This window comes from Streptomyces sp. NPDC111606 (assembly GCF_055656945.1).
Map to the genome: position 1 here is coordinate 305,712 of NZ_JBVKBY010000012.1, position 25,991 is coordinate 331,702.

Sequence of the window (25,991 nt, forward strand, 5' to 3'; positions counted from 1 at the left end):
TCAGCACATAGTTCTGGTGGTTAAGTGTCCCTCACGCAGGTGTGTGATCGCGAAAGGGGCTGGTGGTCGTGCCAGAGCTGAGGCCTTGGCGAGCCGCGAGACCGCATGTGACGCGGGTCGCGAGCGCCGTTCGACCGCGTCTGGCACGGGCCGCGGACGCCGTACGCCCACGTCTCGCACGCGCCGCGACGGCCGCGAAACCGCAGGTCACACGGCTCGCACGAGCCGTATCACCGCAGGCCGCGCGGATCACGAAGCCGAAAACCTGGCAGTACACCGCGGGCGCCGCCACCGCCGGACTGGCGCTGGCCGCCGGAGTGGTGACCGCCGTCGGCCCCTGGGACTCCACCGGTCAGCGTACGGCCGAGCGGGACTGGGCGGCCGCCCAGGAGCGCACGGGTGGCGCAGATCACGGTCGTAATACTGATACGTCCGGTTCGTCCGATGCGGCGGGCGAGGCGCCCCGTCCCGCCCCCTCCGCGGGCTCCGTCCTGACCGGCCTCGGCGGCGGCGTCGGCACCGTGAACTCGGTCCCGAACGGCCGGGCTCTCGCCGACCTCCTGGGCCCGCTCCTGGACGTCCCTGAGCTCGGCACGCGCAGGTCGGCGGCGATCGTGGACGTGGCCAGCGGCAAGCGCCTCTTCGGCGTCGGAGCCGCCGAGCCCCTCACGCCCGCGTCGACGACGAAGATCGCCACCGCCGCGGCCGCCCTCACCGCGATGGGCCCCGACCACCGCCTCACCACCCGCACGGCCCTCGAACCCGACACCAAGGAACTCGTCCTGGTCGGCGGCGGCGACCCCACCCTGACGGCCCGCAAGGAGGCCGACGGCTGGGCAAGCCTGCGCGAGCTGGCCGACGCCACCGCACAGGCCCTGAAGAAGCGCGACGTACGCGAGGTCACCCTCTCGTATGACAAGACGCTCTACGCGGGCCCCGAACTGCACCCCATCGGCGAGGACGGCAACCTCGCCCCGGTCAGCGCCCTCATGGCCGACGAGGCCCGCACGGACGACTCCACCAGCGGCCCGGTGGCCCGGGCGAAGGACCCGGCCATGGACGCGGCGACCAAGTTCGCGTCCTTCCTCGCCGACCGCGGCATCAAGACGACGTCCCCCGGCCCGTCCAAGGCCACGAACCGGGCCGAGGCCCTCGCCGAGGTCTCCTCGCCCCCGCTGTCCTCCCTGGTCGAGCGCATGCTCACCAACAGCGACAACGACATCGCCGAGGCCCTCGCCCGCCACACGGCCGTCGCGAGCGGCAAGCGCGCCGACTTCAACGGCGGCGGGCAGGCGATCGCGGCCCAGCTGAAGAAGCTCGGACTGCCGGTGTCCGGCGTCTCCTTCAAGGACGGCAGCGGCCTCAACCGCGACGACAAACTCACCGCGGACCTGCTCACGTCCCTCCTGGCCAAGGCGGCCGACCCGACCCACCCGCAACTGCGCCCGGCGCTGACCGGCCTCCCGGTGGCCGGCTTCACCGGCACCCTGAGCAGCCGCTACACGGACGGGGCGGCAGGCATCGTCCGAGCCAAGACAGGCACCCTGACCGGCGTCAACGCTCTGGCCGGCACGGTCGTCGACCAGGACGGCCACCTGCTGGCCTTCGCCTTCCTGGCAACGAACACGACGAACAAGGACGCCGCCCAGTCGGCCCTGGACAGAACCGCAACGGCACTGGCGGCCTGCGGCTGCGGCTAGGCACCGGCGGGCGCCGTCCAACTCGCGGCCGCCCCTGCCGGACCCGCCTCCGCAAATCCGCACGGCCTGCCCCAAGTGGGAACGCTCACGTACGGTTGACACATGACGAGCATCGGTGGTGCCGAGATGGTCGACTGGAATCTCGCGGTGGCGACCGCGACCCGGCTCGTGCGGCCGGGCCCGGAGGTGAGCCGCGACGAGGCCAGGGCCGTCGTCGCCGAGCTGCGCCGACATGCCAAGGCCTCGGAGGAACACGTCCGGGCCTTCACTCGTATGGGCACGGAGGACACCCACGACACCCCCGTCCTGGTGGTCGACCGCCCCGGCTGGGTGCGGGCCAACGTCGCCGGGTTCCGCGAGATCCTCAAGCCCCTGCTCGACAAGATGCAGGAGCGCCGCAGCAGCAGCCCCGGCGGCGCGGTCATGGGCGCCGTCGGCGGCAAGGTCACCGGCGTCGAACTCGGCATGCTGCTGTCCTTCCTGGCCTCCCGGGTCCTGGGCCAGTACGAGACCTTCGCCCCGGCCACCCGCGAACTCCCGGCGGGCGAGAACGGCGCCGGACGACTGCTGCTCGTCGCCCCGAACATCGTCCACGTGGAGCGCGAACTCGACGTACAGCCCCACGACTTCCGCCTGTGGGTGTGCCTGCACGAGGAGACGCACCGCACGCAGTTCAGCGCCGTGCCGTGGCTGCGGGACCACCTCGAGGGCGAAATCCAGTCTTTCTTGGCAGAGACGGATGTCGACCCCATGACCGTCCTGGAGCGCATCCGCGAGGCCGCACAGTCGCTCGCCGGCGGCCGGCCCGAGGCCGAGGAGGACGACGGCGGACGCTCGTTCGTCGAACTGGTGCAGACCCCGGCCCAGCGGGAGATCCTCGGCCGGCTCACCGCAGTGATGTCTCTCATGGAGGGCCACGCCGACTTCGTGATGGACGGAGTCGGGCCCCAGGTCGTACCGACCGTCGCCGAGATCCGCGAAAAGTTCCAGCAGCGGCGCGCCAAGGGCGCCTCCCGACTGGACATGGCCCTGCGCAAGTTGCTGGGTCTCGACGCCAAACTCAGGCAGTACCGTGACGGCGAACGCTTCGTACGGGCCGTCCACGACCAGGTCGGCATGGACGGCTTCAACCGCGTCTGGACATCCCCGAACACCCTCCCGACCAAGTCGGAGATCGCCAAACCGGCGGACTGGATCGCGCGGGTGCATCGCAAGGCGGAGTCGTGAATCGCGCGCCGAGTCGTGCATCTCATACGAAGGTCGTGAACCGAATCCGGCCGACGGCAGGCGAACGCCCCTCCAATCACCCGTCCGAGGGACCGTGAGCCATGGGTAGGCGTGCAATGCTCGGGGAACGGCCCGTCTCTGTCACCATCTACACACTCTGAGTGACCGAGCTCGGGCTCACCCCCCGAAAACTTCATGAAGGGAACCGGACATGGGTCCCCATCCTGCGGTCGCGGCGATACGCCTGGCGGTCCGCCGCGTCCTCCACGACATCCTCACCGAACACAGCCGCACCACCGACGCCCTCGCACCCGGCAGGCGGCGCGCGACCTCGTACGAGATCCCGCACATGTCGCTGCCCACGGCGCCGCCCGTGACGCCGACCGGCGCAGCGCCCGCCGCCCACGACACGGCGCGCGAACTGTCGTACGCGCCCCCCGGTCGGGCCCCGCAGGAGCCCCCTCGCACCACCCCGCACGAGCGACCCCCCTCCCCGCTCGTGCTCGTGGCATGCTCCGGCGGCGCCGACTCCATGGCCCTCGCCTCCGCTCTCGCCTTCGAGGCCCCCAAACTCGGCATCCGCGCCGGTGGCATCACCGTCGACCACGGTCTGCAGCCCGGCTCCGACCTGCGCGCCGAGGAAGTCGTCCTGCGCATGCGCGAACTCGGCCTCGAACCCGTCGAGTCCATCGCCGTGACCGTCGGCCGCTCGGGCGGACCCGAGGCCGCCGCCCGTGACGCCCGCTACGCCGCCCTCGACGACGCGGCCGCCCGCCACGGCGCCATCGCCGTCCTGCTCGGACACACCCGCGACGACCAGGCCGAAACCGTCCTGCTCGGCCTCGCCCGCGGCTCCGGCATCCGCTCCCTGTCCGGAATGGCCGCGGTCTCGGGGGCCGGCGGCCGTTACCGCCGCCCCTTCCTCGGGCTCGACCGGCAGACCGCGCGCAAGGCCTGCATGGTCCAGTCCCTGCCGGTCTGGGACGACCCGCACAACGCCGACCCGGCATACACGCGCTCACGCCTGCGCCAAGAGGGCCTGCCCGCCCTGGAGAAGGCGCTCGGCAAAGGCGTCGTCGAGGCACTCGCCCGCACGGCCCAGCTCTCCCGCGACGACGCCGACGCGCTCGACGCCTGGGCCGGCCATGCCGAGGCCGCCGTACGCGACGCGGCCGGCCTCCTGGAGTGCGCCAAGCTGTACGCGCTGCCGCCCGCCGTACGCCGCCGGATCCTGCGCCGCGCCGCCATCGAGGCCGGGGCGCCCGCCGGAGCGCTGTTCGCCCGCCACATCGAGGAAGTCGACCGTCTGATCACCGGCTGGCGCGGTCAGGGAGCCATCAATCTCCCCGGCAAAGTCGTCGCCCAGCGCCAGGGTGGCAGACTGGTGATTCGGCAAGGCTGATTCCCGACCCCTCCACGAACACGACGGAGGGGCCGGCCGAGCCAATCAATGCGGGACGACCGACCGAAAGTGATGCGGGTGGACGCGAAAGACATGGGTGCCGACCTCCAGCGGGTGCTCATCACCAAGGAAGAGATCGACGCGAAGCTGGCCGAGCTGGCCGCGAAGATCGACGCGGAGTACGCGGGCAAGGACCTGCTCATCGTCGGAGTCCTCAAGGGCGCGGTGATGGTGATGGCCGACCTCGCGCGGGCGCTGTCCACCCCCGTCACCATGGACTGGATGGCTGTGTCGTCGTACGGCGCCGGCACCCAGTCCTCCGGTGTCGTGCGGATCCTCAAGGACCTCGACACCGACATCAAGGGCAAGCACGTCCTCATCGTCGAGGACATCATCGACTCCGGTCTGACGCTGTCCTGGCTGCTGTCCAACCTCGGCTCGCGCGAGCCCGAGTCGCTCAAGGTGTGCACGCTGCTGCGCAAGCCGGACGCCGCGAAGGTCGCCATCGACGTGGAGTGGGTCGGCTTCGACATCCCCAACGAGTTCGTGGTCGGCTACGGCCTCGACTACGCCGAGAAGTACCGCAACCTCCCGTTCGTCGGTACGCTCGCGCCCCACGTCTACGGCGGCTGAGCCCGGCGGTCCGCGATCGCGGACCCGAAGGGCCCAACACCCGTACGAAGATCGGGAACCCCGGCGGGCCTCGCGCCGTTGGAGCATGCAGACGGGCTTACCGGCCGTCCCGTGCGGCTACGGGCGTCGAAGCTGGGGTACCGTCAGAAGAACTGTCTTATCAAACTCACTATGGCAGGAGGGACGGGGCGACACCGCTCCGTATGGATGGACGTGAAGCGATACTTCCGTGGGCCGGTCATGTGGATCGTGCTGGCCGTCCTTGCCGTGGTCGTGTTGATGCAGGTCGTCGGCTCGTCCGGCGGCTACAAGACGGTGGACACCGGCCAGGTCGTCCAGGCGATCAACGAGAACAAGGTCGAGTCGGCCAAGCTGACCACCGGCGACGAGCAGATCATCAAGGTCCAGCTCAAGGACGGCGAAAAGGTCGAGGACGCCACAAAGATCCAGGCGAGCTATATCGGCGACCAAGGCGTGGACATCGCCAACACGCTGCAGAACAAGTACCAGCAGAAGCAGATCCCGGACGGCTACACAGTCTCGCCGTCCAAGCAGAACCCGTTCGTCGGCATCCTGCTCTCCCTGCTTCCCTTCGTCCTGATCGTGGTCGTCTTCCTGTTCCTGATGAATCAGATGCAGGGCGGCGGCTCCCGGGTCATGAACTTCGGCAAGTCCAAGGCGAAGCTCATCACCAAGGACACCCCGAAGACGACGTTCTCGGACGTCGCCGGCTCGGACGAGGCGGTCGAGGAGCTCCAGGAGATCAAGGAGTTCCTGCAGGAACCGGCGAAGTTCCAGGCCGTCGGGGCGAAGATCCCCAAGGGCGTACTGCTGTACGGCCCGCCCGGCACCGGCAAGACCCTGCTCGCGCGCGCCGTCGCGGGCGAGGCGGGTGTGCCGTTCTACTCGATCTCCGGTTCCGACTTCGTCGAGATGTTCGTCGGTGTCGGTGCCTCCCGAGTCCGTGACCTGTTCGAGCAGGCCAAGGCGAACGCCCCGGCGATCGTCTTCGTCGACGAGATCGACGCGGTCGGCCGTCACCGTGGTGCCGGCCTCGGCGGCGGTCACGACGAGCGCGAGCAGACCCTGAACCAGCTGCTCGTCGAGATGGACGGCTTCGACGTCAAGGGCGGCGTGATTCTCATCGCCGCGACGAACCGGCCCGACATCCTCGACCCGGCCCTCCTGCGGCCCGGCCGCTTCGACCGCCAGATCGCGGTCGACCGCCCGGACATGCTGGGCCGTCTGGAGATCCTCAAGGTTCACCAGAAGGGCAAGCCGGTCGCCCCGGACGTCGACCTGTCGGCGGTCTCCCGCCGTACGCCGGGCTTCACCGGTGCGGACCTGAGCAACGTCCTCAACGAGGCCGCGCTCCTGACGGCCCGCAGCGACAAGAAGCTGATCGACAACCAGATGCTCGACGAGGCCATCGACCGCGTCGTGGCGGGCCCGCAGAAGCGGACCCGGATCATGTCGGACAAGGAAAAGAAAATCACCGCGTACCACGAGGGCGGACACGCCCTGGTCGCGGCGGCTTCCCCGAACTCCGATCCGGTCCACAAGATCACGATCCTCTCCAGAGGCCGTGCTCTCGGCTACACGATGGTCCTGCCGGAAGAGGACAAGTACTCCACGACCCGCAACGAAATGCTGGACCAGCTGGCGTACATGCTGGGCGGCCGCGCGGCCGAGGAGCTCGTCTTCCACGACCCGACGACGGGCGCGGCGAACGACATCGAGAAGGCCACCACCACGGCCCGCGCGATGGTCACGCAGTACGGCATGACCGAGCGCCTCGGTGCCATCAAGTTCGGCGGCGACAACACCGAGCCGTTCCTCGGACGTGAGATGGCTCACCAGCGCGACTACTCGGAAGAGGTCGCCGCGCTGGTGGACGAGGAAGTCAAGAAGCTCATCGAGAACGCGCACAACGAGGCCTGGGAAATCCTGGTCGAGAACCGCGACGTCCTCGACAACCTGGTCCTTCAGCTGCTGGAGAGGGAGACGCTGGGCAAGGAGGAGATCGCCGAGATCTTCGCCCCCATCGTCAAGCGCCCGCCCCGGCCCGCCTGGACCGGTTCCTCCCGCCGTACGCCGTCCACCCGTCCGCCGGTGCTCTCCCCGAAGGAGCTCGCACTGACGAACGGCGCCAACGGCGCGACGCCGGCGATCACCACCGCCAAGTCGACGGCGACGGAGCCCGCCCCGGTGGCCGAACCGGCCCCCGAGGAGCGTCCCGAGAGCTGACGCCGCTCAGGCCCTGGTGACCACACCAGGCCCGGAATGAATGCCACGCCCCCCAGGTTCTAGCCTGGGGGGCGTGGCATTTTCGTATGCCGGCAGTTCAGACGCGTGACCCATACGCGCCACCCGCAAAGGATCGAGGCACCACATGACCGACCCCGTGACGCTGGACGGCGAGGGCCGCGTCGGAGAGTTCGACGAGAAGCGCGCCGAAAACGCCGTGCGCGAGCTGCTGATCGCGGTCGGGGAGGACCCGGACCGGGAGGGGCTCCGGGAGACGCCGGGGCGGGTGGCGCGGGCGTACAAGGAGATCTTCGCGGGGTTGTGGCAGAAGCCCGAGGACGTGCTGACGACGACGTTCGACATCGGGCACGACGAGATGGTGCTCGTGAAGGACATCGAGGTATATAGCACCTGTGAACATCACCTGGTGCCGTTCCGCGGTGTCGCTCACGTCGGCTACATTCCGGCCACGTCCGGGAAGATCACGGGTCTGTCCAAGCTGGCTCGGCTGGTGGACGTCTACGCCCGTCGGCCTCAGGTGCAGGAACGGCTCACCACGCAGATCGCAGACTCCCTGATGGAGATCCTGGAGCCGCGTGGTGTGATCGTCGTTGTGGAGTGCGAGCACATGTGCATGTCGATGCGGGGCATCCGCAAGCCGGGCGCGAAGACCATAACGTCGGCGGTGCGCGGCCAGCTGCGGGACGCGGCGACGCGCAACGAGGCGATGAGCCTCATCATGGCCCGCTGAGACGCGGTGCGCTGACCCCGCTCTAGACCGTCGGCGCCGCCCCCGCGCCGTTGTGCTCGTCGTCCTCCGGGAGTTTGCAGACGCGCTCCAGGAAGATGGCTGCCGCTATTACGCCGATGCCTGCCACGACGGAGAAGCCGGCGTAGATGGCCTGGTCTCGGCGGGCGGGGATGTCGAGGGACTCCAGGAGGAAGACGCCCGCGCCGCCGTACATGCCGGCGACGAGGGCGGCGACCAGGGCGCTGGACTGGCCGAAGACGACCGCGCGGGCGGCCATCAGGGGGTCGACGCCCTTGGCCTCCGGGCGGCGTTCGCGCTGGGCCTTGAGGCGGGCGCGGATCGAGAGTGCCGTGGCGAGCAGGATCACGGCGATGACCGCCAGGACGATGGGCGCGGCCAGCGGGACGCTGGGCAGGGTCCCGACGGCGTTCCATAGGCGGGCGCCCGCCCAGGACAGGACTCCGGCCACGATGAACACGCCTGCCAGCAACCTGATGCGCAGCTCTCTCACGGTGCCCCTTCAGCTCCCCCGGGTCCCCACGGAATGTGGTCGTCTTGACCTTAACGACTATTCGGGCAGCTGGAGTTCCAGGTCGCTGCGGGGTGCGACGCCCTCCCGGGTGACGGTGCCGAGCAGGTCGACGACGGGGCCGCGGCCGGGCAACTGGGCCTCGGGCTCCAGGTCGTGCCAGGGGGCGAGGACGAAGGCGCGTTCGTGGGCGCGCGGGTGGGGAAGCGTGAGGTTCGGGTCGTCGGAGACGAGGTCGGCGTACGAGACGATGTCGACGTCGAGGGTGCGCGCGCCCCAGTGCTCGTCCCGTACGCGGTGGAAGGCCTCCTCGACCGCGTGCGCCCGCTCCAGCAGGGAGGACGGGGGGAGGGTGGTCTTGAGGACCACGATCGCGTTGAAGTACGAGGGCTGGGTGCCCGGCTCGACGCCCCACGGTTCCGTCTCGTAGACGGGGGAGACCCCCTTGATGCGCACGCCGGGGGTGTCCTCCAGGGCGTCGATGGCGCCCTGCAGGGTCTCGAGGCGGTTGCCCAGGTTGGAGCCGAGGGAGATCACGGCCCGTTTCGGGTTGCTGAGGGTGGTGTCGGCGGCGTCGACCTGGTCGACGACGGAGGCGGGTACCGGCTGTACGGTCGGGTCGTTGGGGCCCTTGATGAACGGTGCAGTCATACTCGGCTCCGGGTGATGGTGACGGTCACGTCGTCGAAGGGGACGGTGATCGGCGCGTCCGGCTTGTGGACGGTGACCTCGACCTCCTGGACTCCTTCGTGCTTCAGACAGGCCTGGGCGATGCGCTCGGCGAGCGTCTCGATGAGGTTGACCGGGTCGCCCTCGACGACGGCCACGACTTCCTCCGCCACGATGCCGTAGTGCACGGTCTTCGCCAGGTCGTCGTCGGCGGCGGCCGGTCGGGTGTCCAGACCGAGGACGAGGTCCACGACGAAGGTCTGGCCCTCCCTGCGTTCCTCGGGGAACACACCGTGGTACCCGCGGGCCTTCAGGCCGCGCAGCGCGACACGATCCACGCGAATCACTCCTGCAATCGTCGGTACGGCCGGTCGATGCCGTGTGCGGGCGGCACACCGGCCTCGATCGAATCTACCTGCGGGCACTGACAGGGCCGGGCCACGGGGGCGTGGGTCCGGTCCGGGCCGGGCGGATTCACTGGGTGTTTCCCCTGGGGAACCCGGCGGCTCACGGGTTGGTAGCCGCGCCTACCCGGGGACGCGTGATTCCAACCACTTCTTGGTCCCGGCGGGGGCCGGCGGGCCTCCTTGCGGGTGGCTCCTGCGAGTCATCCCAGTGTTTGTCCGAGATTGTCCCTGCGTGTGTTCCTGCCGTCCTGTGGTGCGGCCTTGTGGTGCGGTTCTGTGCGGTCCTGCGGTCGGCCTGTAGGTCGCCTACCCACTCAGGAGGGGGTGTCGTCGCTCTCGTCCTCGTCGTTTTCGGCCAGAACCGGCGAAGCGTGGTGCGACCACATCTTCCAGCCCTCCGGCGTGCGCCGGAACACGTTCGTGGCGACCACGAGCTGGCCCACGAGCGGGCCGAGCTCCTCGTCGCCCTCGGGGGCGGGCCCGCCGCTGAGGATGTTCTCGGTGCAGGTCACCACGGCGGTGTCGCCGGTCACGGAGACGTGCACGTCGGTGAGGAAGAACTGGATGTAGTCGGTGTTCGCCATGATCAGCGCGTACGACCGCAGGACCTCGCCGCGGCCGGTGAGAACCGGCCAGCCGGGGTGCACGCAGGAGACCACGCCGACGTCCGCCGGGTCGTGGTAGGTCTCGTCGACGCCGAGGTCGGACGGGGTGAGCCAGAACGAGGACAGCTCCTCGAAGTCGCCGCGCTCCATCGCCTCGTAGAAGCCGGTGTTGGCGGCCTCCACCTGCTCGACGTCGGTGTGCGGGGCGCTCACCGGGCTCCCTCGGCGGCCTGCGCGCCCGGCGTGTTCTCGGGGACGCGCGCTCCTTCGACGGCGCGTGCCACGCGCACCGCGTCCGCGGTGGCGTGCACCTCGTGCACCCGCACCGCCCAGGCGCCGGCGTGCGCCGCGAGCGCCGAGACGGCGGCCGTGGCGGCGTCGCGCTCGCGCGCGGGTGGCGGCGCGCCCTCCGGCCCGGCGAGGACACGGCCGAGGAACCGCTTGCGGGACGCGGCGACGAGGAGGGGGTGGCCGAGGGCGAGGAGGCGGTCGAGGTGGGCGAGGAGCACGAGGTCGTGCTCGGCGTCCTTGGAGAAGCCCAGGCCGGGGTCGACGACCACGCGGTCGGGGGCGATGCCGCCGGCCAGCACGGCCTCCACACGCGCGTGGAGCTCGGCGACGACCTCGGCGACGACGTCGTCGTAGACGCCCTTGACGTTCCCGCCCTCCAGGAAGCCGCGCCAGTGCATGACGACGAAGGGGGCGCCGGCGTCCGCGACGACGGGGATCATCGCGGGGTCGGCGAGGCCGCCGCTGACGTCGTTGACGAGGGCGGCGCCGGCGGCGAGGGCCTGCTCGGCGACGGAGGCGCGCATGGTGTCGACGGAGATCGTGACGCCCTCGGAGGCGAGGCCGCGGACGACGGGGATGACGCGGCGCAGTTCCTCGGCCTCGTCGACCCGGCTGGCGCCGGGGCGGGTGGACTCGCCGCCGACGTCGACCAGGTCGGCGCCCTCCTCGACCAGGGCGAGGCCGTGCTTGACGGCGGCCGTCGTGTCGAACCAGCGGCCCCCGTCGGAGAAGGAATCGGGGGTCACGTTGACGACTCCCATGACCGCGCACCGGTCCCACTGCGGAAGGCCCGCGACGCGCCCGCGTCCGCTCTGCTTGCTCATACGTTCAGCCTAGGCCCAAGGGCCTGTCGGGACGTGCTGTGGCCCGAGCGGGAGCCTTCGGGGGCAGGGGGCTTCCGCTCGGGCCGGTCGGGGGGCCGCGGTCACGCCGCCTGGACGTCCCGTTCCGTCACGCGGTGCGGGCAGGGGCGCGGGGCGTTGGTCCGGCGGCGCAGGAAGCGCGGCAGCGGCAGGGCCAGGTTCACGAAGCCCTCGGCCTGCATGGCGGCGAAGCCGAGGCGGGGCAGGTCGGCCGAAGCGCGGTAGACCACGAAACGGGGCTCCCAGCGTGGCCGGAACTTGGCGTTGAACTTGTACAGGGACTCGATCTGGAACCAGCGGGACAGAAAGACCAGCAGGCCCCGCCAGGCGCGCAGCACGGGGCCCGCGCCGATCTTCTCGCCGCGCGCGAGGGCCGAGCGGAACATCGCGAAGTTGAGGGACACGCGCGCGATGCCGAGCTTCGGAGCGGCCTGCAGGGCGGCCACGATCAGCAGTTCGTTCATGCCGGGGTCCGCGGAGCGGTCGCGGCGCATCAGGTCCAGCGATACCCCGTCCGTGCCCCACGGCACGAAGTGGAGGATCGCCTTGAGGTCGCCGTACTCTCCCGGTTCCTCGTCGGCCCACCCGTCTCCCACCACCGCCCTACCTGAGGCGCTTCGCGCCGCTCTTTCAATTCTGTGGGCGGTGGCGACGAGACAGTCGCCGTCGGCGGGGTCGCCGACGCGGCCCAGCGCCATGGAGAAGCCGCGCTCGGTGTCGGTGCCGCGCCAGTCGTCGGCGGCGCGGCGGATGCGGTCCAGCTCGGTCTCGCCGAGGTCACGGACGCGCCGTACCCGGGTCTCGTAACCGGCGCGCTCGATGCGCTTGACCATCTGTCGTACGTTGCGCATCGCGCGGCCGGCGAGCGAGAAATCCGGGACGTCCACCACCGCCTCGTCGCCCAGTTCGAGGGCGTCGAGCCCGGTCTCGCGGGTCCACACCTCGGCGCCGGTCTCGGAGCAGCCCATGACGGCGGGGGTCCAGGAGTGGGCCTTGGCCTCGTCCATGAAGCGCTCGATGGCACCGGGCCAGGCCTCGACGTCGCCGATCGGGTCGCCGCTGGCGAGCATCACGCCGGAGACGACGCGGTAGGTGACCGCCGCCTTGCCGCTGGGGGAGAAGACGACGGCCTTGTCGCGGCGGAGCGCGAAGTGGCCGAGGGAGTCGCGGCCGCCGTGCTTGGCGAGCAGGGCGCGCAGGCGGGCCTCGTCGTCCTCGGTGAGGCGGGCGGCGGGGTGTTCGGGGCGGAAGGCGAGGTAGATCGTCGTGACCGCCGTGATCCAGCCGAGGGCGCCGAGCGAGAAGGCGACCGTCCACGAGGTGTTGCCCTGGTAGTCGACCGGACCCTCGAAGCCGAACAGGCCGTACAGGACGTGGGTGATGCGGTCGACCAGGCCCGGGTCGCCGACCAGGGCGTTCGGGTGGGCGCTGACGATGATCAGGCCGAGGGCGAGGGAACCGGCGCCCATGAGGACGAAGTTGGCCAGCGCCCGCCACCGGCTGCGCGGGTCGGGCAGGGCGGTGAACTGGCCCCGGTGGCGCAGCAGGGTGGCCAGCAGCGCCAGTGAGATGAGGACGCCCACCACGGAGTGGCGGTACGTGAACTGCGCGATCGCTCCGGCCGGCAGTAGCACGACGGCGGCCCGCCAGGCCCGCCGCTTGCCGCGCTTGAGGCCGTGCGCGAGCAGGAGCAGCAGTACGCCGGCGCTCAGCGAGAGCGCGGCCGCGAACGGGCCCGTGGAGCCCGGCAGCACCTCGGCGATGGCGTGCATACGGCTGTGCCGGAAGCGCGGGAAGACACCCGCGGCGATGTCCAGCAGGCCCACCAGGGCGCAGGCTCTGCCGACGAGCAGGGGAACTGCCTCGGGGCGCGGGCCGCGGAGCAGATGCCGTACCCGGCTGGGCAGTTGCCCCCCTCGGTTCGATCGTTGAGGAACCGCGCCTGACATTTCCACATCTGTCCTGACAGACATCGCATCCCATTAGTTCTGCGAGAGACCTTGGATCCGGTGCCGATTCGGGCATCCGGCGACATTGCGCCCTCTAGGACGGTGTCTTGAGGGGAGAGGTTCACTCGGCTTCCCAAAACCGTTTCAAAGGCCAAGGAAAGTCCGGGGCAAGCCCTTGCGAAGGTGCGGGGGAGGCGGCGTGGGCGTATGTGTCGTGCGCCCGCGTGGACCGGACGGAAAGTGCGGACAGGTAACCATCGATGGGGCTCACGAGCGACAAGGTGCTGGCGCTGGCGGTGTCGGCCGCCGTAGGGCTGTTCGTCGGCACGGTCTGGCTGTGGCCACGACTGGCGCGCCGCGGCCTGCGGGCGGTCGGCGGGCGCGTCGGCCTGCTGTTCTCCACGCAGTTGGCGCTCTTCGCGGCGGTCGGCCTCGGAGCCAACCAGGCCTTCGGGTTCTACGCCAGCTGGGCCGACCTGTTCGGTCAGGAGGACGAAATGGGCGTCGTCGTGGACCACACGCCCGCGCGCGGGCCGCTTCGGGTCGTCGACACGCGGCGGGTGCCGGGGGCGGCGAGCGCGCGGCCGCAGGTGGGCGGGCAGATCCAGAAGGTCGGGATCGTGGGCCGTACCACGCGGATCGCGACGCCCGCGTACATCTATCTGCCGCCCGAGTATTTTCAGCCGCAGTTCCGCACGCGTACGTTCCCGGCGGCCGTCGTTCTCACCGGGTATCCGGGTACGGCCGAGGCGCTGGTGGACAAGCTCGACTATCCGCGTACGGCAGGGAGGCTGGCCGCGGACGGGCGTATGCAGCCGATGATCCTGGTGATGATGCGGCCCACTGTGGCGCCGCCGCGGGACACGGAGTGCGTGGACATTCCCGGGGGGCCGCAGACGGAGTCGTTCTTCGCGAAGGATCTCCCCGATGCCGTGAGCGGGCACTACAGGGTGGGGCGTGAACCGGGTGGCTGGGCCATCATCGGGGACTCCACGGGCGGCTACTGCGCGTTGAAGCTCGCCATGCACCATCCCCGTACGTATGCCGCCGGGGCGGGGCTTTCCGCGTACTACAAGGCGCCGATCGACGCCACGACGGGCGATCTCTTCCACGGTGACGAGGAACTGCGCAATCGCGCGAACCTGTGGTGGTACCTCGAGCACATGCCGCCGCCGGACACTTCACTGCTGGTGAGCAGCAGCAAAGTGGGAGAATCCAACTACAAGGACACGTTGAAGTTCATTGAACGTGTGAAGGCCACGAAGCTGACGCGGATCTCGTCGGTCATCCTCGAAAGCGGCGGGCACAACTTCAACACCTGGCGGCGGGAGATTCCGGGGACGTTGGAGTGGGTGAGTGGGCGGTTGAGTGGGTGAGCGGGCGTTGAGCGCGTGAGCTGCGGCGCGGCTTTGTGATCTTGGTTCCTGGTTAATTCGGGGCGGATCTGATTGCTGATGCACTGTGAACGACTCGGGATGGCTGTGTTTTTACGGGGTGGGGCGCCAAGAATCGCCTACGCGCGGTAAGTTTCTGGCCATGCCACGTGGACGTCACCGTCATTCCCCGCCCTTGCACAGGCTGCTGCCTCCGTCGGCGATCGCAGGCGTATCCGTTGTCTGTGCCCTTGCGCCCTGGGTGTTCACCGAGCCCGTGGTGCTGCGCGGCCTTGCCGCGGCCGCCGCGGCGACGGCGGTCGTGGGTGGGGTCGTCATGCGCCGCTGGGACGCGCAGGCGGGCAAGCAGGTCGCCGACCTCACGCGCGCGCGTGCGAGCGACGAGTGGCGGCACGAGGAACGGGTCGCCGAGCTGGAGACCGACCTCGAGGAGTCGCGCGAGCTGCGGGTGAAGCTGGAGCAGCGGCTGCGGGCCAAGCGGGCCGAGCTTGCGGGGTTGCGCAACGAGCATGCGTCGCTGCTGCGGCGGTACGCCACGGCGGAGACCGAGCGGGCGAGTGTGCTGGAGGAGCGGCGGGTCCTGGAGATAGAGGCGGGGGCGCCTGCGCGGGCGTTGCCGCCGGGGGCTGTGCCGGGGCCGGTTGACGGGGTGGAGGCTGTGGCTGTCTCTGCTGATGTCGAGGCCGACTCCGAGGGTGCTGCCGTCGAGACCGAGGTCGAGGTCGACGCCGAGGGTGCCGAGGCTGAGGCCGTTGAGGAGGCGTCGGCGGTGTCCGCTGTTTTCTCGCCTGAAGGTTCTCGGCTGTTCCTGCGGGCCAAGGAGGCGTTGGCGCGGTTCGACGAGGACGGGGAGTCTCCGGCGGGGGAGTCCTCGAAGAGTGAGTCCTCGGAGGGTGAGTCCTCGGAGCGCGAGCCCACGAAGGGCGAGCCCGCGAAGGGCGCGTCCTCGAAGGATGAGCCCCCGACGGATGAGCCGCCGAACAACGAGCCTCCCAAGGGCGACGGGCCCTCCGACGATGTGCCGGTGAAGACCGGTTCGGGGGCCGCCGAGGCGGAGGCGGGGGACGCCACCGGATCCGAGACGGAGCCTGCGTTGGAGGATGACGCGCAGGGGAAGCCCGAGGCGGTCGACGGGCATGAGCGCGCGGCCGCCGGCACCCCGACGGGCGCGGTCGCCCGCACTGCCCAGCCTGCCCTTCCTGCGGCCCGCCAGCCGTCCGGGCACTTCATCGCGCCGACTGCCGTGGCCGTCGTGCCGGCGACGCCCGTACGGCGTCCGGCGGTCCAGGGTGGCTTCGACTTCTTCGGTACCAAGCGGGCCGAGTCCTCCGCGTTGGAGTCCGTCCAGAACGAGGACCTCGCCGATGTCGTGGGCCAGGAGGCCCTGGCTCTTCACAAGGCCGAGGCCGAGGCGGAGTTCAAGCCTGCCGACGCCGAGTCCCGGGGGATCGGGCAGGTCATCGACCTGACGGCTCATGACGAGACCGAGCAGATCGATGTCCAGGGGTTGCGGAGCGCGGTTTCCTGAGGGGTGCCGAGGCATCCCTGTTCCGCGACCGCGCAGCCCGGCCGTCACGCCATCCAGCGGTCCGGACGGGCGTCTCTGCGGCCCGTGCGGGAGCGTTCCGCTTGGCTGCGCAGGAGTTCTGCCGCCTCCTCGGCGTCCCTCAGACGGGCGGTCACCGTCTTGTTGGCCCCCGTGTCCACGTGTACGTCGGCGACGCCCCACAGGCGCTTCCAGGGGCCCTGAGTGAGGCGTACGCTCTGGACCTTCGCGTGGGGGACCAGGGCCAGGCTTCTGCGGAAGAGGCCGGTTCGGGCGGCGAAGACGGCCTCTGTGACGGACAGGCCGTAGCCGCGCCACCACAGCGGCATGCACCGGGCGGCGCGCCGCGGTGGGCGGGACAGGGCGGCGCGGGAGGGCACCGTCGTGCCGGGGAGTACGTGCGCGACCACCGACTCGGCCACCTCGCGTGGGGCGACCGGGAGCAGGAGGGAGTTGGACGAGCCCGCCACGTCCAGTTCGACCCGTACCCAGCCGCGCCGGCGCCACAGCAGCGGTTCGACGATCCGTACGGTCTGGACGCGGCCCGGGGGCACCGTCTCGTGTGCGCGGTCCAGCAGGCCGTGGTCGATGCGCAGTCCGTCCGGTGACTCGCCCACCGTCCAGTCGTACTCGGCGACGAACCGCCCCACACTGCTCGCCCCTGCCGCGCCGATCAGCGGAACCGCGGTCGCCAGAACCGTCCACACGCTCTCGGTGACCAGCCAGAGGAATGTCGGTACGGCGATCGCGGCGGCCAGTGTTCCCCAGGTGGCGCCGGTCAGGACGAGGGAGATCGCCAGGACGGTGGGGGGTACGCGCAGGAGTTGGCGGGACGGTGCCTCGCCCACCTCGTGTGCCGTCTCGGGCGCGAAGCCGGCGGCGCGGGCGAGGAGTTCCGCGCGGAGGGTGCGTGCCTCTTCCGCGTCCAGGAAGGCGAGTTCATCCTTTTTGTCCGTACCTATGACGTCCAGTTTGAGCTTGGCCACGCCTGCCACGCGCGCGAGCAGGGGCTGGGTGATGTCGATGGCCTGGATGCGTTCCAGCCGGATGTGCGCGGTGCGGCGGAAGAGCAGTCCGGTGCGGACGCGCAGTTCGCTGTCCGTTACCGCGAAGTGTGTGAACCACCAGGTGAGGAAGCCGTACAGGGCCGCTGCGGGGACGAGCACCGCCAGCGCGAGCAGGAGGGTGGTGGTGGTCAGTCTGGTCAGCTGGCGTTGCGCCTGGTCCGGATCGTGCACCGCCCAGCCGATGAGTACGGCGATCGGCGCCCACGCGCGCCTGAGCGGCGTCACCGGGTGGAGCCGGCGTTCCGTGATGGGTTGTTTCCCGCGTACGGCGTCGTCGACGCCCTGCGTCGTCACAGGCCCGCCGATCGGGCCTCGCCCAGTTCGGTGAGCCGGTCGCGCAGGCGTTCCGCCTCCGCCGGGTCCAGGCCGGGGATGGTCGCGTCGGTCGCGGCCGCCGCCGTGTGCAGTTGCACGCTGGCCAGGCCGAAGTGCCGCTCCACCGGGCCGGACGTCACCTCGACCAGCTGCATCCGGCCGTACGGCACGATCGTCTCCTCACGCCACAGCACGCCCCGGCTGATCAGCAGGTCGTCGGCGCGCTCGGCGTAGCGCCACGAACGCCAGTTGCGGCCGAGCATCACCCAGCCCCACACCATGAGCACCGGCGGCATCACGGCGAAGGCCGCCCAGGCGGGTCCGGCGAGCAGGCCGAGCAGCAGGCCCAGGCCGATCGTCAGCAGACCCAGCCACATCACCAGCAACAGTCGGCGCATGCGCAGCAGGCCCGGTGGCAGCCCCCGCCACCCCGGCTCGGCCGCCCCCGGCTCGTCTCCCGCAGTCCCCGTGTTCTCCGGGCTCCCCGTCTCCATGAGGCCAGCGTACGTAGGAGAGACTGTGTCCATGACTCCTACGACGGAGACCATGGTCGGTATCGGCGGCGCCGCGGAGAGCACCGACATGGTGCTCAACATCGGCCCCCAGCACCCGTCCACGCATGGCGTGCTGCGCCTCAAGCTCGTGCTCGACGGCGAGCGCATCGTGCGGGCGGAGCCGGTGATCGGGTACATGCACCGGGGTGCGGAGAAGCTTTTCGAAGCCCGCGACTACCGGCAGATCATCATGCTCGCCAACCGGCACGACTGGTTGTCGGCGTTCTCGAACGAGTTGGGCGTCGTCCTCGCCGTGGAGCGCATGCTCGGCATGGAGGTGCCCGAGCGGGCCGTGTGGACCCGGACGCTGCTCGCGGAGCTCAACCGGGTGCTGAACCACCTGATGTTCCTGGGGTCGTATCCGCTGGAGCTGGGCGGGATCACGCCGATCTTCTACGCCTTCACGGAGCGCGAGGAGCTCCAGCATGTGATGGAGGAGGTCTCCGGTGGGCGCATGCACTACATGTTCAACCGGGTCGGAGGCCTGAAGGAGGACCTGCCGGCCGGGTGGGCCACGCGTGCGCGTGCCGCGGTCGCCGATGTGCGCTCCCGCATGGACCGGTTCGACGATCTTGTGCTGGGCAACGAGATCTTCCGGGGGCGTACGCGGGGCGTGGGCGCCCTCACGCCGGAGGTCGTGCACGCGTACGGCGTGAGCGGACCGATCGCGCGCGCTTCGGGCGTGGACTTCGATCTGCGGCGCGACGAGCCGTATCTCGCCTACGGCGAGCTGGGGGACGTGTTGCGGGTGGTGACCCGGGACGAGGGTGACTGCCTTGCTCGTTTCGAGTGCCTGCTGGAGCAGACCCACGTCTCCCTCGACCTCGCCGACGCCTGCCTGGACCGGCTCGCCGAGCTGGCGCCCGGGCCGATCAACCAGCGGCTTCCCAAGGTGCTGAAGGCGCCCGAGGGGCACACCTACGCGTGGACCGAGAACCCGCTCGGCATCAACGGCTACTACCTCGTCAGCAAGGGCGAGAAGACGCCGTACCGGCTGAAGCTGCGCTCGGCCTCGTACAACAACATCCAGGCACTGGTCGAGCTGCTGCCGGGGACGCTGGTCGCGGACATGGTGGCGATCCTGGGGTCGCTGTTCTTCGTGGTGGGGGACATCGACAAGTAGTCGGCGGGGAGCCGGGCGCTGTCAGTGCGCCAGTACGTCCGGAATCCCGACCGGCTGCAGCAGCCAGCCGAAGTCTCCCAGTCCGGCCGTCGCCGTGAGCTCGGCGGCCTCTCCCGCGGTCGCGAGGGCGCGCACGTACTCGGTGGGGTTGGTGGATGCCAGTTCGAGCGGCGGGCGTGCGCCTGTGATGCCCACGGCGTGCAGTGCCTCGCGCTGGTACAGCAGGCGTGCGCCGGACAGCGCGCACGCCGTCGCGCACGCGTCCAGGGCCACGTGCGCCGTGATGTCGCACGAGCCGTCCGGCACGGGCACCGTCTCGCGCCCCTCGCGGAAGCCGGTGAGCGTCCCGAAGGGCGGCCGCGCGGGCGCCGTGTGCGCGTAGTCCACGGCGACCGCGAGCCCCCGCTCCAGGGTCGCCACGGCCACGGCCCAGGCCTCGTCGCGCGGCAGCCCGATCTCGGCCCGCGCCCCCTGCGCGCCCCCGAGCGGCCACCAGCGTGCGAGCCACTGCGCCTCCGCACCGGCGACCGGCTCCCCGAGACGCTCGGTCCCGTCCCGTCGTACGAGAACCAGGCGCGGTACGCCCGCGGAGTCCACCTCCGCGACCGCCAGGGGGACGTTGTCCAGCCACTCGTTCGCGAACAGCAGGCCCTTGATCCGGAGCGGCGGCTCGGACCTCCACTCGATTCGGTGATCCAGGGTCTCCGGGCGGTCGGCGAGCTCGACGGCGTACGCACGCGTGCGTGCCGCCACGTCGGCGGGCAGGGCGGCCAGTACGCCGGTGACCAGCTCGCCCCGCCCCGCCGCCATGTCGACGAAGTCGAGCCGCTCGGGGCGGCCCAGGGCCTCGTCGACCCGGCACAGCAGCCGGGCCACGGCAAGGGCGAAGAGGGGCGACGCGTGGACGGACGTCCGGAAGTGACCGGCGGGGCCCTCGGGGCGGCGGTAGAAGCCGTCAGGGCCGTACAGGGCGGCTTCCGTTGCCGCCCGCCACCCGCGCCACTCGCCCGCCGCCACTTCTGTCACCGGCCCAGGCTAAGCGCACAGGAGAACGCAGCCTCCACCTTGCGGAGTACGCGCGGGTAGTGCGGATCGGCCCTCCGGTTGACCCGTGCACGCATCTCGCTTCCCTACGCTGGGTTACGTGCAGCGCCTCTATGACTTCCTCCGCAGGCACCCGACGTGGGTCGACAGCTTCTGGGCCGTCCTCCTCTTCGGGATCTCTGTGATGAGCGTGGCCGTCCGCGAGGAGGGCGGGCAGGACCTGCCGGGCACCTCCTCCGAGGCGATCATCGTCCCGGTCCTCCTCCTGCTGGGCCTGGTGATCGCGCTGCGCCGGCGCATGCCGGAGAAGATGCTGGTGCTGGCCATCGTCGTGGGGCTGGCGCAGCTGGTGCTGAACGTGGCGCCTACGCCTGTCAACTTCGCCTTCCTGGTGATCACCTACACCGTGGCCGCGACCGGCGCCCGCTGGGCGTCCCGGCTCGCGCTGGGCACGGGCCTGTGCGCGGCGCCCCTGGCACAGACGCGCTGGCCCGAGCAGGACTCCAGCGTTCTGGGCAATGTGGCCCTGGTGATCTTCCTTACGGTGCCGTTCGCGCTCGCCTGGGTGCTCGGCGACTCCATCCGTACCCGTCGCGCCTACTACGAGCAGCTCGAGGAGCGCGCGACCCGGCTCGAAAAGGAGCGCGAGGCGCAGGCCAAGGTCGCGGTCGCCGCCGAACGCGCCCGGATCGCGCGCGAGCTGCACGACGTCGTCGCGCACAACGTCTCCGTGATGGTCGTGCAGGCCGACGGCGCCGCCTACGTCCTCGACTCCGCCCCGGACCAGGCCAAGAAGGCCCTGGAGACCATCTCCTCCACCGGCCGCCAGGCCCTCGCCGAGATGCGCCGCCTGCTCGGGGTGCTGCGCACCGGCGAGCACCAGGAGAGCGGCGAGTACGTCCCGCAGCCCGACGTCGAGCAGATCGACGACCTCATCCAGCAGTGCCGCAGCTCCGGTCTGCCGGTCGACTTCAAGGTCGAGGGCACCCCGCGCCCGCTGCCCAGCGGCGTGGAGCTGACGGCGTACCGCATCGTGCAGGAGGCGCTGACGAACACGCGCAAGCACGGCGGGCCGAACACGGGCGCCAGCGTGCGCCTGGTCTACTTCGACGACGGGCTCGGCCTGCTCGTCGAGGACGACGGCAAGGGCGCCCCGCACGAGCTGTACGAGGACGGCGGCGCCGACGGAAGTGGCCACGGCCTGATCGGTATGCGCGAGAGGGTCGGCATGGTGGGCGGCACCCTGGACGCGGGGCCGCGCCCGGGCGGAGGATTCCGCATCAGTGCGCTGCTGCCGCTCAAACCAGCACACTGACGCTTGCGTATGCGCTTTGTTGACACCTGTAACGGCCCTGTAGACGGATACGAAAGACACGGAAGAGGACCCCGATGACGATCCGCGTGATGCTCGTCGACGACCAGGTGCTGCTGCGCACCGGGTTCCGGATGGTGCTTGCCGCCCAGCCGGACATGGACGTCGTCGCGGAGGCGGGAGATGGCGTCGAGGCCCTCCAGGTGCTGCGCTCGACCCCCGTCGACGTCGTGCTGATGGACGTGCGCATGCCGAAGCTGGACGGCGTGGAGACCACCCGCCGCATCTGCTCGGACCCCGAGCCGCCCAAGGTGCTGATCCTGACCACCTTCGACCTCGACGAGTACGCCTTCTCCGGGCTGAAGGCGGGCGCCTCCGGCTTCATGCTGAAGGACGTGCCGCCCGGCGAACTCCTCGCCGCCATCCGCGCGGTGCACAGCGGTGACGCGGTGGTCGCCCCGTCGACGACCCGGCGTCTGCTGGACCGTTTCGCGCCCATGCTGCCCTCCAGCGGCAACGAGCCCAAACACAAGGAGCTGGAGCGGCTCACCGACCGCGAGCGCGAGGTCATGGTGCTCGTCGCCCAGGGCCTGTCCAACGGCGAGATCGCGGCCCGGCTGGTCCTGTCCGAGGCGACCGTGAAGACCCACGTCGGCCGCATCCTGACCAAGCTGGGACTCCGGGACCGGGTGCAGGTGGTCGTCCTCGCGTACGAGACGGGTCTGGTGCGGGCCGGCGGGCACGGCTGACGCACGCCGGCGTGACTCCCGCGTAACCGGTGCCCACTAGGGTCTGCGCATGCTCCTGTGGATCAACGGCCCCTTCGGGGGCGGCAAGACACAGACCGCGTACGAGATCCAGCGCCGCCTGCCCGGCAGCGTGGTCTGCGACCCCGAGCACGCGGGCTTCGGGCTGCGGCGGACGCTGCCGCCCGAACTGCGAGGGGACTTCCAGGACTTGAGCTCCTGGCGGCAGGGCGTCGTCGAGGTCCTCGACCTCGCCCTCACCAAGCACGACGGTGTGGTGATCGCGCCCATGACGGTCACGGACTCCGGCTACTTCGAGGAGACCGTGGGCCGACTGCGTGAACTCGGCCATGACGTACGGCACTTCACGCTCCTCCCCGAGCGCGAGACGGTCCTGAAGCGGCTGCGTGAGCGTGGCTTCGGGCACCTCCTTCAGTACGCCGCCGGAAAGAACGCGGGGAAGAGCATCGGGAAGAACGCCGGGCTGCGCCGGGAGAGCTGGGCCGTCCAGCAGCTCGACCACTGCCTGGAGCGGTTGCGGGAGCCGGAGTTCGCCGAGCATCTGTGGACGGACCACTCGACCGTGCCGAAGACGGCGGACCGCATCGCCGTCCTGGCCGGCCTGCGGCTGAGGCCCAACAACGAGGGCGCGCTGCGCACCCGGCTGCGGCAGGCGAGGGTCGGGATCAGGCACATCCGCTTCGACTGAGCCGTGGGCGCAGGAGGGGAGCGCTCAGCGCAGGATCCCCTCCAGGAAGTCGCTGCCCAGCCGGGCCACCACCGTCACGTCCAGCTGGTGCAGGACGTACCGCCCCCGGCGGCGGGTGGTGATCAGGCCCGCCTTCTTCAGCACGCCGAGGTGCCGGGATATCTCCGGCGCCGTCACGCCGTGCGCCTGCGCCAGCTCGCCCGTGGTGTACGCGCTGCGGGCGAGATTGCGGCAGATACGCATGCGCACGGGGTGGGAGAGCGCGGTCATCCGCAGAGCCAGTTGCTCGAGCGTGGGCGGGGCGGCGAGCTCCGGGGAGCCGACCGGGTAGTGCAGCACCGGCTGCCAGGCATAGCGGTGCAGGACCATCAGGTGCGGCCAGCCCAGGCTCGTCGGGACGAGGAGGAGGCCGCCGTCCCCCGTGGCCGTACGGCCGTCGCCCAGCTTGTCGACCGTGATCCGCGCGGCGGCATCGTCGAGGGTGACCGCCGGGGACACCGCGGCCAGCGCCTCCGCCAGGCCCTTGTGCCGCAAAAGGTCCGTCTTGTGGCGGGCGTCCGCCGCGAGTTGGTGGCGCAGCCGGGACCAGGTATCGGCGAAGAAGGCCTCGTCGCAGTCCTGGAGGAACTGCCGCAGCCAGGCCCGGATGCGCGGCGGATCGAACAGCAGTCGCTCGCTGAACCGCATCTGCTGCGGCCCGCGCGCGGCCGCGAGGTCCAGGGCACGCCGCCGCACACCGGCGTCGGAGAGCGCATCGGGCCCGCGCGTGCTGTACGGAAGGGCGCAGGTGAACTCCAGGGCCGCGTCCACGAACTGCTCGTCCGTCAGCTTGTCCAGCTGATCCAGCTCCTCCGCCAGGGTGGCGCCCGGGAGGGCGCTGCGGCCCGGGATGCCGGCGAAGGGCAGGAAGAGGTCGGAGAACGTCGACCGCCACAGGAAGTCGGCCTCGCACATCCGGTCGGCCAGGTGTGAGTCCAACCGGGCCGTGACGCCCGTCACCCACCCCTGCAGGCCCGGGTGGTGCCCCGGCTCCGACAGCGCGTGCAGCGCCATGCCGAGCTCGGCCAGGGGTGAGGGCACGACGGCGAGCCTCTCCGGCCGCAGCCCCGCGATGTCGATGGTCACGCTCATGTCCTCATGGTGCACCCCGCCACTGACAACGCGGCCGCCGATTGACGACGGCCGTCAATCGACGCGACGCAGCCGCCGGACGGAGGCAAGCCTGGGATCACCGGGGCGACCGCGGAGCCCGATCCCTCCGCACTCATGCCTCCTGCGACCTGTCTCCCACGTCCCGAGAAGGCGATACGCCATGAGCATCACGCAGCAGTACCTCCTCGACACCTACCGCGCCCACCAACACGGCGATCCCGCCCCGCCCGGGCCCGGTGCCCATGACCGGCAGGTCGCGCGCGAGTGGCGCGACCACCGGCAGTTCCGGGCGGTGGTCGCCGGACGCCCGGCCCGTGGGCGGATGCGCCAGGCCATGCGGCGATGGCTGCGTCCACGGGCCCGCGCTACCCACTGACCTCCTCGGCCAGCACGGCCACGAACCGGGCGACGGCCTCCTTCACGTCCTCGGCCGTCCACTCCAGGCCGGCTCCGCGGACCGAGACCTCGGTGCAGGCCAGCCCCGGGCCCTTCTGATCCCAGGCGTTGGCGAACAGACCGGTTCTCGTCTCCTCCGCCTGCCGGATCGCGGCCTCGGAGAGGACGTCGACGTCGTACGGCAGCCAGAGCTGGAACTCGTTCGTGTGCGGCACCTCGGGGTGGACGCGCGCCCACGGCACCCCGGCTGCGGCGAACCCCTCGCGCAGCGCGGCGGCCACCACGCGCGCGTGAGCCACGTACTCCGGCAGCCGGGGCAGCTCCCGCTCCAGGCCGACCAGCGCCGACAGCGCCGTGGGGAACTGCTGGAAGACCATGCCGCCGTAGCGGTGCCGCCAGACCTTCGCCTCCTCCACCAGTGTCCGCGGACCGGCGAGCGCGGCGCCCCCGTATCCGCCCAGTGACTTGTAGAACGACACGTAGACGCTGTCCGCCAGGCCTGCGATCTCCTCCAGCCGGCGGCCGAAGTGGACGGTGGACTCCCACAGGCGCGCACCGTCGAAGTGCACCACCGCGTCGAGCTCCCGCGCTGCCTCCACCACCTCGACGAGCTCGTCCCAGGAAGGCAGCAGGAAACCGGCGTCGCGGAGGGGAAGTTCCAGTACGAGTGCCCCGAAGGGCTCCTCGAAGTCGCGGACCTCGGCGGCGGTCGGCTGCCTCGGCTCGCTCGTCACCTGAACCGGGCGCAACCCACTGACCTGGCTGAACGCGTCTCGCTCATGCACCTCGGGGTGGGCCAGCGCATGCAGGGCGACGGTCGGGTCGCCGGTGCGGCCGGCCCAGCAGCGCAGGGCGATCTGCTGGGCCATCGTGCCGGTCGGGAAGAACGCGGCGGCTTCCTTGCCGAGCAGCGCTGCGGTCTTGTCCTCCAGGGCCTCGACGACGCCGTTGCCGTAGAGGTCCGCCCGCTCGTCCAGGTCGTACACGTCCGGCGCCGCCTCCAGAAGCGCGAGGCGCTCGCGGAGCGTGCCCAGGAAGTCGAGGCGTGAGAGGACGCGCTCCGCACTCCGGAATGCGCTTATGCGCCGCTCGAAGCGCTGTTTGCGCTGTTCGTCGTCCGTCCGCGTGCTCTGCTGTGTGCCCTGCTCCGCTGCATCGCTCATGGCCCGGATCATCCCGGGAGACCACCCGGGCGGGCACCCGAGTTTCGGCTGCTGCCCTCACCCGTCCATACGTGCGCGCAAGGCGTGTGGAAACCCACAGCCTGTGGACAACCGAACGCCTCTCGAACCAATCGCGTTAACATGACGAGAAATCGTCCGGTACCCGGAGCGGACTGGAACGGGAAGGCCGCCGTCGA

The 25,991-nt window shown here is 70.8% G+C and carries 24 protein-coding genes; 13 read left to right on the top strand and 11 right to left on the bottom strand.

Annotation, left to right across the window (positions count from 1 at the left end):
- The first annotated feature begins 62 nt into the window (after nt 1-62).
- From dacB to folE, 6 genes are all read left to right on the top strand, one after another.
- Nucleotides 63-1,700 carry a D-alanyl-D-alanine carboxypeptidase/D-alanyl-D-alanine endopeptidase gene (dacB, locus tag ACZ7M7_RS36025; RefSeq protein ID WP_472124371.1) on the top strand — a complete coding sequence of 546 codons (1,638 nt, stop codon included), beginning with the start codon at nt 63-65 and terminating at the stop codon, nt 1,698-1,700.
- A 102-nt stretch (nt 1,701-1,802) separates the two neighbouring features.
- Entirely contained in the window at nt 1,803-2,927 is a 1,125-nt protein-coding gene (locus ACZ7M7_RS36030) for a zinc-dependent metalloprotease (protein ID WP_472124374.1), read from the top strand.
- A gap of 211 nt (nt 2,928-3,138) precedes the next feature.
- Nucleotides 3,139-4,329, top strand: coding sequence for a tRNA lysidine(34) synthetase TilS (gene tilS / locus ACZ7M7_RS36035; protein ID WP_472124377.1), 1,191 nt, complete (start codon nt 3,139-3,141; stop codon nt 4,327-4,329).
- Nucleotides 4,330-4,401: 72 nt separating this feature from the next.
- Nucleotides 4,402-4,962, top strand: a complete 561-nt coding sequence (gene hpt / locus ACZ7M7_RS36040; protein WP_328430472.1) for a hypoxanthine phosphoribosyltransferase — start codon at nt 4,402-4,404, stop codon at nt 4,960-4,962.
- Nucleotides 4,963-5,169: 207 nt separating this feature from the next.
- Nucleotides 5,170-7,209, top strand: a complete 2,040-nt coding sequence (ftsH, locus tag ACZ7M7_RS36045) for an ATP-dependent zinc metalloprotease FtsH (protein ID WP_383610670.1) — start codon at nt 5,170-5,172, stop codon at nt 7,207-7,209.
- Between the two features lie 145 nt (nt 7,210-7,354).
- Nucleotides 7,355-7,960 carry a GTP cyclohydrolase I FolE gene (gene folE / locus ACZ7M7_RS36050; RefSeq protein WP_472124380.1) on the top strand — a complete coding sequence of 202 codons (606 nt, stop codon included), beginning with the start codon at nt 7,355-7,357 and terminating at the stop codon, nt 7,958-7,960.
- A gap of 22 nt (nt 7,961-7,982) precedes the next feature.
- Here folE and ACZ7M7_RS36055 read toward each other — a convergent pair whose 3' ends face one another.
- From ACZ7M7_RS36055 to ACZ7M7_RS36080, 6 genes are all read right to left on the bottom strand, one after another.
- Nucleotides 7,983-8,471 (bottom strand): DUF3180 domain-containing protein, encoded by a 489-nt coding sequence (locus ACZ7M7_RS36055; protein ID WP_369272625.1) that lies wholly within the window; start codon nt 8,469-8,471, stop codon nt 7,983-7,985.
- A 57-nt stretch (nt 8,472-8,528) separates the two neighbouring features.
- A complete protein-coding gene (gene folK / locus ACZ7M7_RS36060) occupies nt 8,529-9,140 on the bottom strand; it encodes a 2-amino-4-hydroxy-6-hydroxymethyldihydropteridine diphosphokinase (protein WP_451174814.1) in 612 nt (203 codons plus the stop codon).
- Nucleotides 9,137-9,496 carry a dihydroneopterin aldolase gene (folB, locus tag ACZ7M7_RS36065; RefSeq protein ID WP_369272627.1) on the bottom strand — a complete coding sequence of 120 codons (360 nt, stop codon included), beginning with the start codon at nt 9,494-9,496 and terminating at the stop codon, nt 9,137-9,139. The genes folK and folB overlap by 4 nt, the downstream gene beginning before the upstream one ends.
- Nucleotides 9,497-9,879: 383 nt before the next feature.
- On the bottom strand, nt 9,880-10,383 hold the full coding sequence (locus ACZ7M7_RS36070; RefSeq protein WP_383610688.1) for a nuclear transport factor 2 family protein: 504 nt from the start codon (nt 10,381-10,383) through the stop codon (nt 9,880-9,882).
- Nucleotides 10,380-11,285, bottom strand: coding sequence for a dihydropteroate synthase (folP, locus tag ACZ7M7_RS36075; protein ID WP_383629498.1), 906 nt, complete (start codon nt 11,283-11,285; stop codon nt 10,380-10,382). Before folP ends, ACZ7M7_RS36070 begins: the two co-directional genes overlap by 4 nt.
- Before the next feature lie 101 nt (nt 11,286-11,386).
- Nucleotides 11,387-13,273, bottom strand: a complete 1,887-nt coding sequence (locus ACZ7M7_RS36080) for a phosphatidylglycerol lysyltransferase domain-containing protein (RefSeq protein ID WP_472124385.1) — start codon at nt 13,271-13,273, stop codon at nt 11,387-11,389.
- Nucleotides 13,274-13,533: 260 nt separating this feature from the next.
- Between ACZ7M7_RS36080 and ACZ7M7_RS36085 the strand changes: the two genes are divergently transcribed.
- On the top strand, nt 13,534-14,649 hold the full coding sequence (locus ACZ7M7_RS36085; RefSeq protein WP_472124388.1) for an alpha/beta hydrolase: 1,116 nt from the start codon (nt 13,534-13,536) through the stop codon (nt 14,647-14,649).
- A 160-nt stretch (nt 14,650-14,809) separates the two neighbouring features.
- Complete coding sequence (locus ACZ7M7_RS36090; RefSeq protein ID WP_472124391.1) at nt 14,810-16,195, top strand: hypothetical protein; 1,386 nt, start codon at nt 14,810-14,812, stop codon at nt 16,193-16,195.
- Between the two features lie 44 nt (nt 16,196-16,239).
- Here ACZ7M7_RS36090 and ACZ7M7_RS36095 read toward each other — a convergent pair whose 3' ends face one another.
- Entirely contained in the window at nt 16,240-17,574 is a 1,335-nt protein-coding gene (locus ACZ7M7_RS36095) for a PH domain-containing protein (RefSeq protein WP_472124394.1), read from the bottom strand.
- A complete protein-coding gene (locus ACZ7M7_RS36100) occupies nt 17,571-18,089 on the bottom strand; it encodes a PH domain-containing protein (protein WP_472124397.1) in 519 nt (172 codons plus the stop codon). The genes ACZ7M7_RS36095 and ACZ7M7_RS36100 overlap by 4 nt, the downstream gene beginning before the upstream one ends.
- Before the next feature lie 31 nt (nt 18,090-18,120).
- On the opposite strand from ACZ7M7_RS36100, the gene ACZ7M7_RS36105 reads away from it, so the two are divergent.
- Nucleotides 18,121-19,272 (top strand): NADH-quinone oxidoreductase subunit D, encoded by a 1,152-nt coding sequence (locus tag ACZ7M7_RS36105; protein WP_383610707.1) that lies wholly within the window; start codon nt 18,121-18,123, stop codon nt 19,270-19,272.
- A 21-nt stretch (nt 19,273-19,293) separates the two neighbouring features.
- Here the strand turns inward: ACZ7M7_RS36105 and ACZ7M7_RS36110 are convergent, their stop codons facing one another.
- The gene (locus ACZ7M7_RS36110; protein WP_472124401.1) at nt 19,294-20,298 is read right to left on the bottom strand and encodes an SAM-dependent methyltransferase; all 1,005 of its coding nucleotides are present in this window, start codon (nt 20,296-20,298) and stop codon (nt 19,294-19,296) included.
- A 118-nt stretch (nt 20,299-20,416) separates the two neighbouring features.
- Between ACZ7M7_RS36110 and ACZ7M7_RS36115 the strand changes: the two genes are divergently transcribed.
- The 3 genes from ACZ7M7_RS36115 to ACZ7M7_RS36125 all read left to right on the top strand — a co-directional run bounded on the left by ACZ7M7_RS36115 (nt 20,417) and on the right by ACZ7M7_RS36125 (nt 23,083).
- Complete coding sequence (locus tag ACZ7M7_RS36115) at nt 20,417-21,631, top strand: sensor histidine kinase (protein ID WP_383610713.1); 1,215 nt, start codon at nt 20,417-20,419, stop codon at nt 21,629-21,631.
- A gap of 74 nt (nt 21,632-21,705) precedes the next feature.
- Nucleotides 21,706-22,377 carry a response regulator transcription factor gene (locus tag ACZ7M7_RS36120; RefSeq protein ID WP_383610716.1) on the top strand — a complete coding sequence of 224 codons (672 nt, stop codon included), beginning with the start codon at nt 21,706-21,708 and terminating at the stop codon, nt 22,375-22,377.
- A gap of 49 nt (nt 22,378-22,426) precedes the next feature.
- Entirely contained in the window at nt 22,427-23,083 is a 657-nt protein-coding gene (locus tag ACZ7M7_RS36125) for an AAA family ATPase (protein WP_472124404.1), read from the top strand.
- 24 nt (nt 23,084-23,107) lie between these two features.
- Here ACZ7M7_RS36125 and ACZ7M7_RS36130 read toward each other — a convergent pair whose 3' ends face one another.
- On the bottom strand, nt 23,108-24,214 hold the full coding sequence (locus tag ACZ7M7_RS36130) for a DUF5937 family protein (protein ID WP_472124407.1): 1,107 nt from the start codon (nt 24,212-24,214) through the stop codon (nt 23,108-23,110).
- A 181-nt stretch (nt 24,215-24,395) separates the two neighbouring features.
- Between ACZ7M7_RS36130 and ACZ7M7_RS36135 the strand changes: the two genes are divergently transcribed.
- Nucleotides 24,396-24,611 carry a hypothetical protein gene (locus tag ACZ7M7_RS36135; protein WP_472124410.1) on the top strand — a complete coding sequence of 72 codons (216 nt, stop codon included), beginning with the start codon at nt 24,396-24,398 and terminating at the stop codon, nt 24,609-24,611.
- On the opposite strand, the gene ACZ7M7_RS36140 is transcribed toward ACZ7M7_RS36135, so the two are convergent.
- Nucleotides 24,601-25,794, bottom strand: a complete 1,194-nt coding sequence (locus ACZ7M7_RS36140) for a threonine aldolase family protein (RefSeq protein ID WP_472124413.1) — start codon at nt 25,792-25,794, stop codon at nt 24,601-24,603. The two genes, ACZ7M7_RS36135 and ACZ7M7_RS36140, sit on opposite strands and share 11 nt — an antisense overlap.
- Between the last annotated feature and the right edge of the window lie 197 nt (nt 25,795-25,991).

Excerpts from the sequence above, each read along its gene's own strand:
- ACZ7M7_RS36030 (WP_472124374.1), top strand. The coding sequence starts at position 1,803 with ATGACGAGCATCGGTGGTGCCGAGATGGTCGACTGGAATCTCGCGGTG.
- ACZ7M7_RS36130 (WP_472124407.1), bottom strand. The coding sequence starts at position 24,214 with ATGAGCGTGACCATCGACATCGCGGGGCTGCGGCCGGAGAGGCTCGCC.
- hpt (WP_328430472.1), top strand. The coding sequence starts at position 4,402 with ATGCGGGTGGACGCGAAAGACATGGGTGCCGACCTCCAGCGGGTGCTC.
- ACZ7M7_RS36120 (WP_383610716.1), top strand. The coding sequence starts at position 21,706 with ATGACGATCCGCGTGATGCTCGTCGACGACCAGGTGCTGCTGCGCACC.
- folK (WP_451174814.1), bottom strand. The coding sequence starts at position 9,140 with ATGACTGCACCGTTCATCAAGGGCCCCAACGACCCGACCGTACAGCCG.
- ACZ7M7_RS36080 (WP_472124385.1), bottom strand. The coding sequence starts at position 13,273 with ATGTCAGGCGCGGTTCCTCAACGATCGAACCGAGGGGGGCAACTGCCC.
- folE (WP_472124380.1), top strand. The coding sequence starts at position 7,355 with ATGACCGACCCCGTGACGCTGGACGGCGAGGGCCGCGTCGGAGAGTTC.
- ACZ7M7_RS36100 (WP_472124397.1), bottom strand. The coding sequence starts at position 18,089 with ATGGAGACGGGGAGCCCGGAGAACACGGGGACTGCGGGAGACGAGCCG.
- ACZ7M7_RS36125 (WP_472124404.1), top strand. The coding sequence starts at position 22,427 with ATGCTCCTGTGGATCAACGGCCCCTTCGGGGGCGGCAAGACACAGACC.
- ftsH (WP_383610670.1), top strand. The coding sequence starts at position 5,170 with ATGGACGTGAAGCGATACTTCCGTGGGCCGGTCATGTGGATCGTGCTG.
- folP (WP_383629498.1), bottom strand. The coding sequence starts at position 11,285 with ATGAGCAAGCAGAGCGGACGCGGGCGCGTCGCGGGCCTTCCGCAGTGG.
- ACZ7M7_RS36105 (WP_383610707.1), top strand. The coding sequence starts at position 18,121 with ATGACTCCTACGACGGAGACCATGGTCGGTATCGGCGGCGCCGCGGAG.
- ACZ7M7_RS36085 (WP_472124388.1), top strand. The coding sequence starts at position 13,534 with ATGGGGCTCACGAGCGACAAGGTGCTGGCGCTGGCGGTGTCGGCCGCC.
- ACZ7M7_RS36135 (WP_472124410.1), top strand. The coding sequence starts at position 24,396 with ATGAGCATCACGCAGCAGTACCTCCTCGACACCTACCGCGCCCACCAA.
- ACZ7M7_RS36140 (WP_472124413.1), bottom strand. The coding sequence starts at position 25,794 with ATGAGCGATGCAGCGGAGCAGGGCACACAGCAGAGCACGCGGACGGAC.
- ACZ7M7_RS36090 (WP_472124391.1), top strand. The coding sequence starts at position 14,810 with ATGCCACGTGGACGTCACCGTCATTCCCCGCCCTTGCACAGGCTGCTG.
- tilS (WP_472124377.1), top strand. The coding sequence starts at position 3,139 with ATGGGTCCCCATCCTGCGGTCGCGGCGATACGCCTGGCGGTCCGCCGC.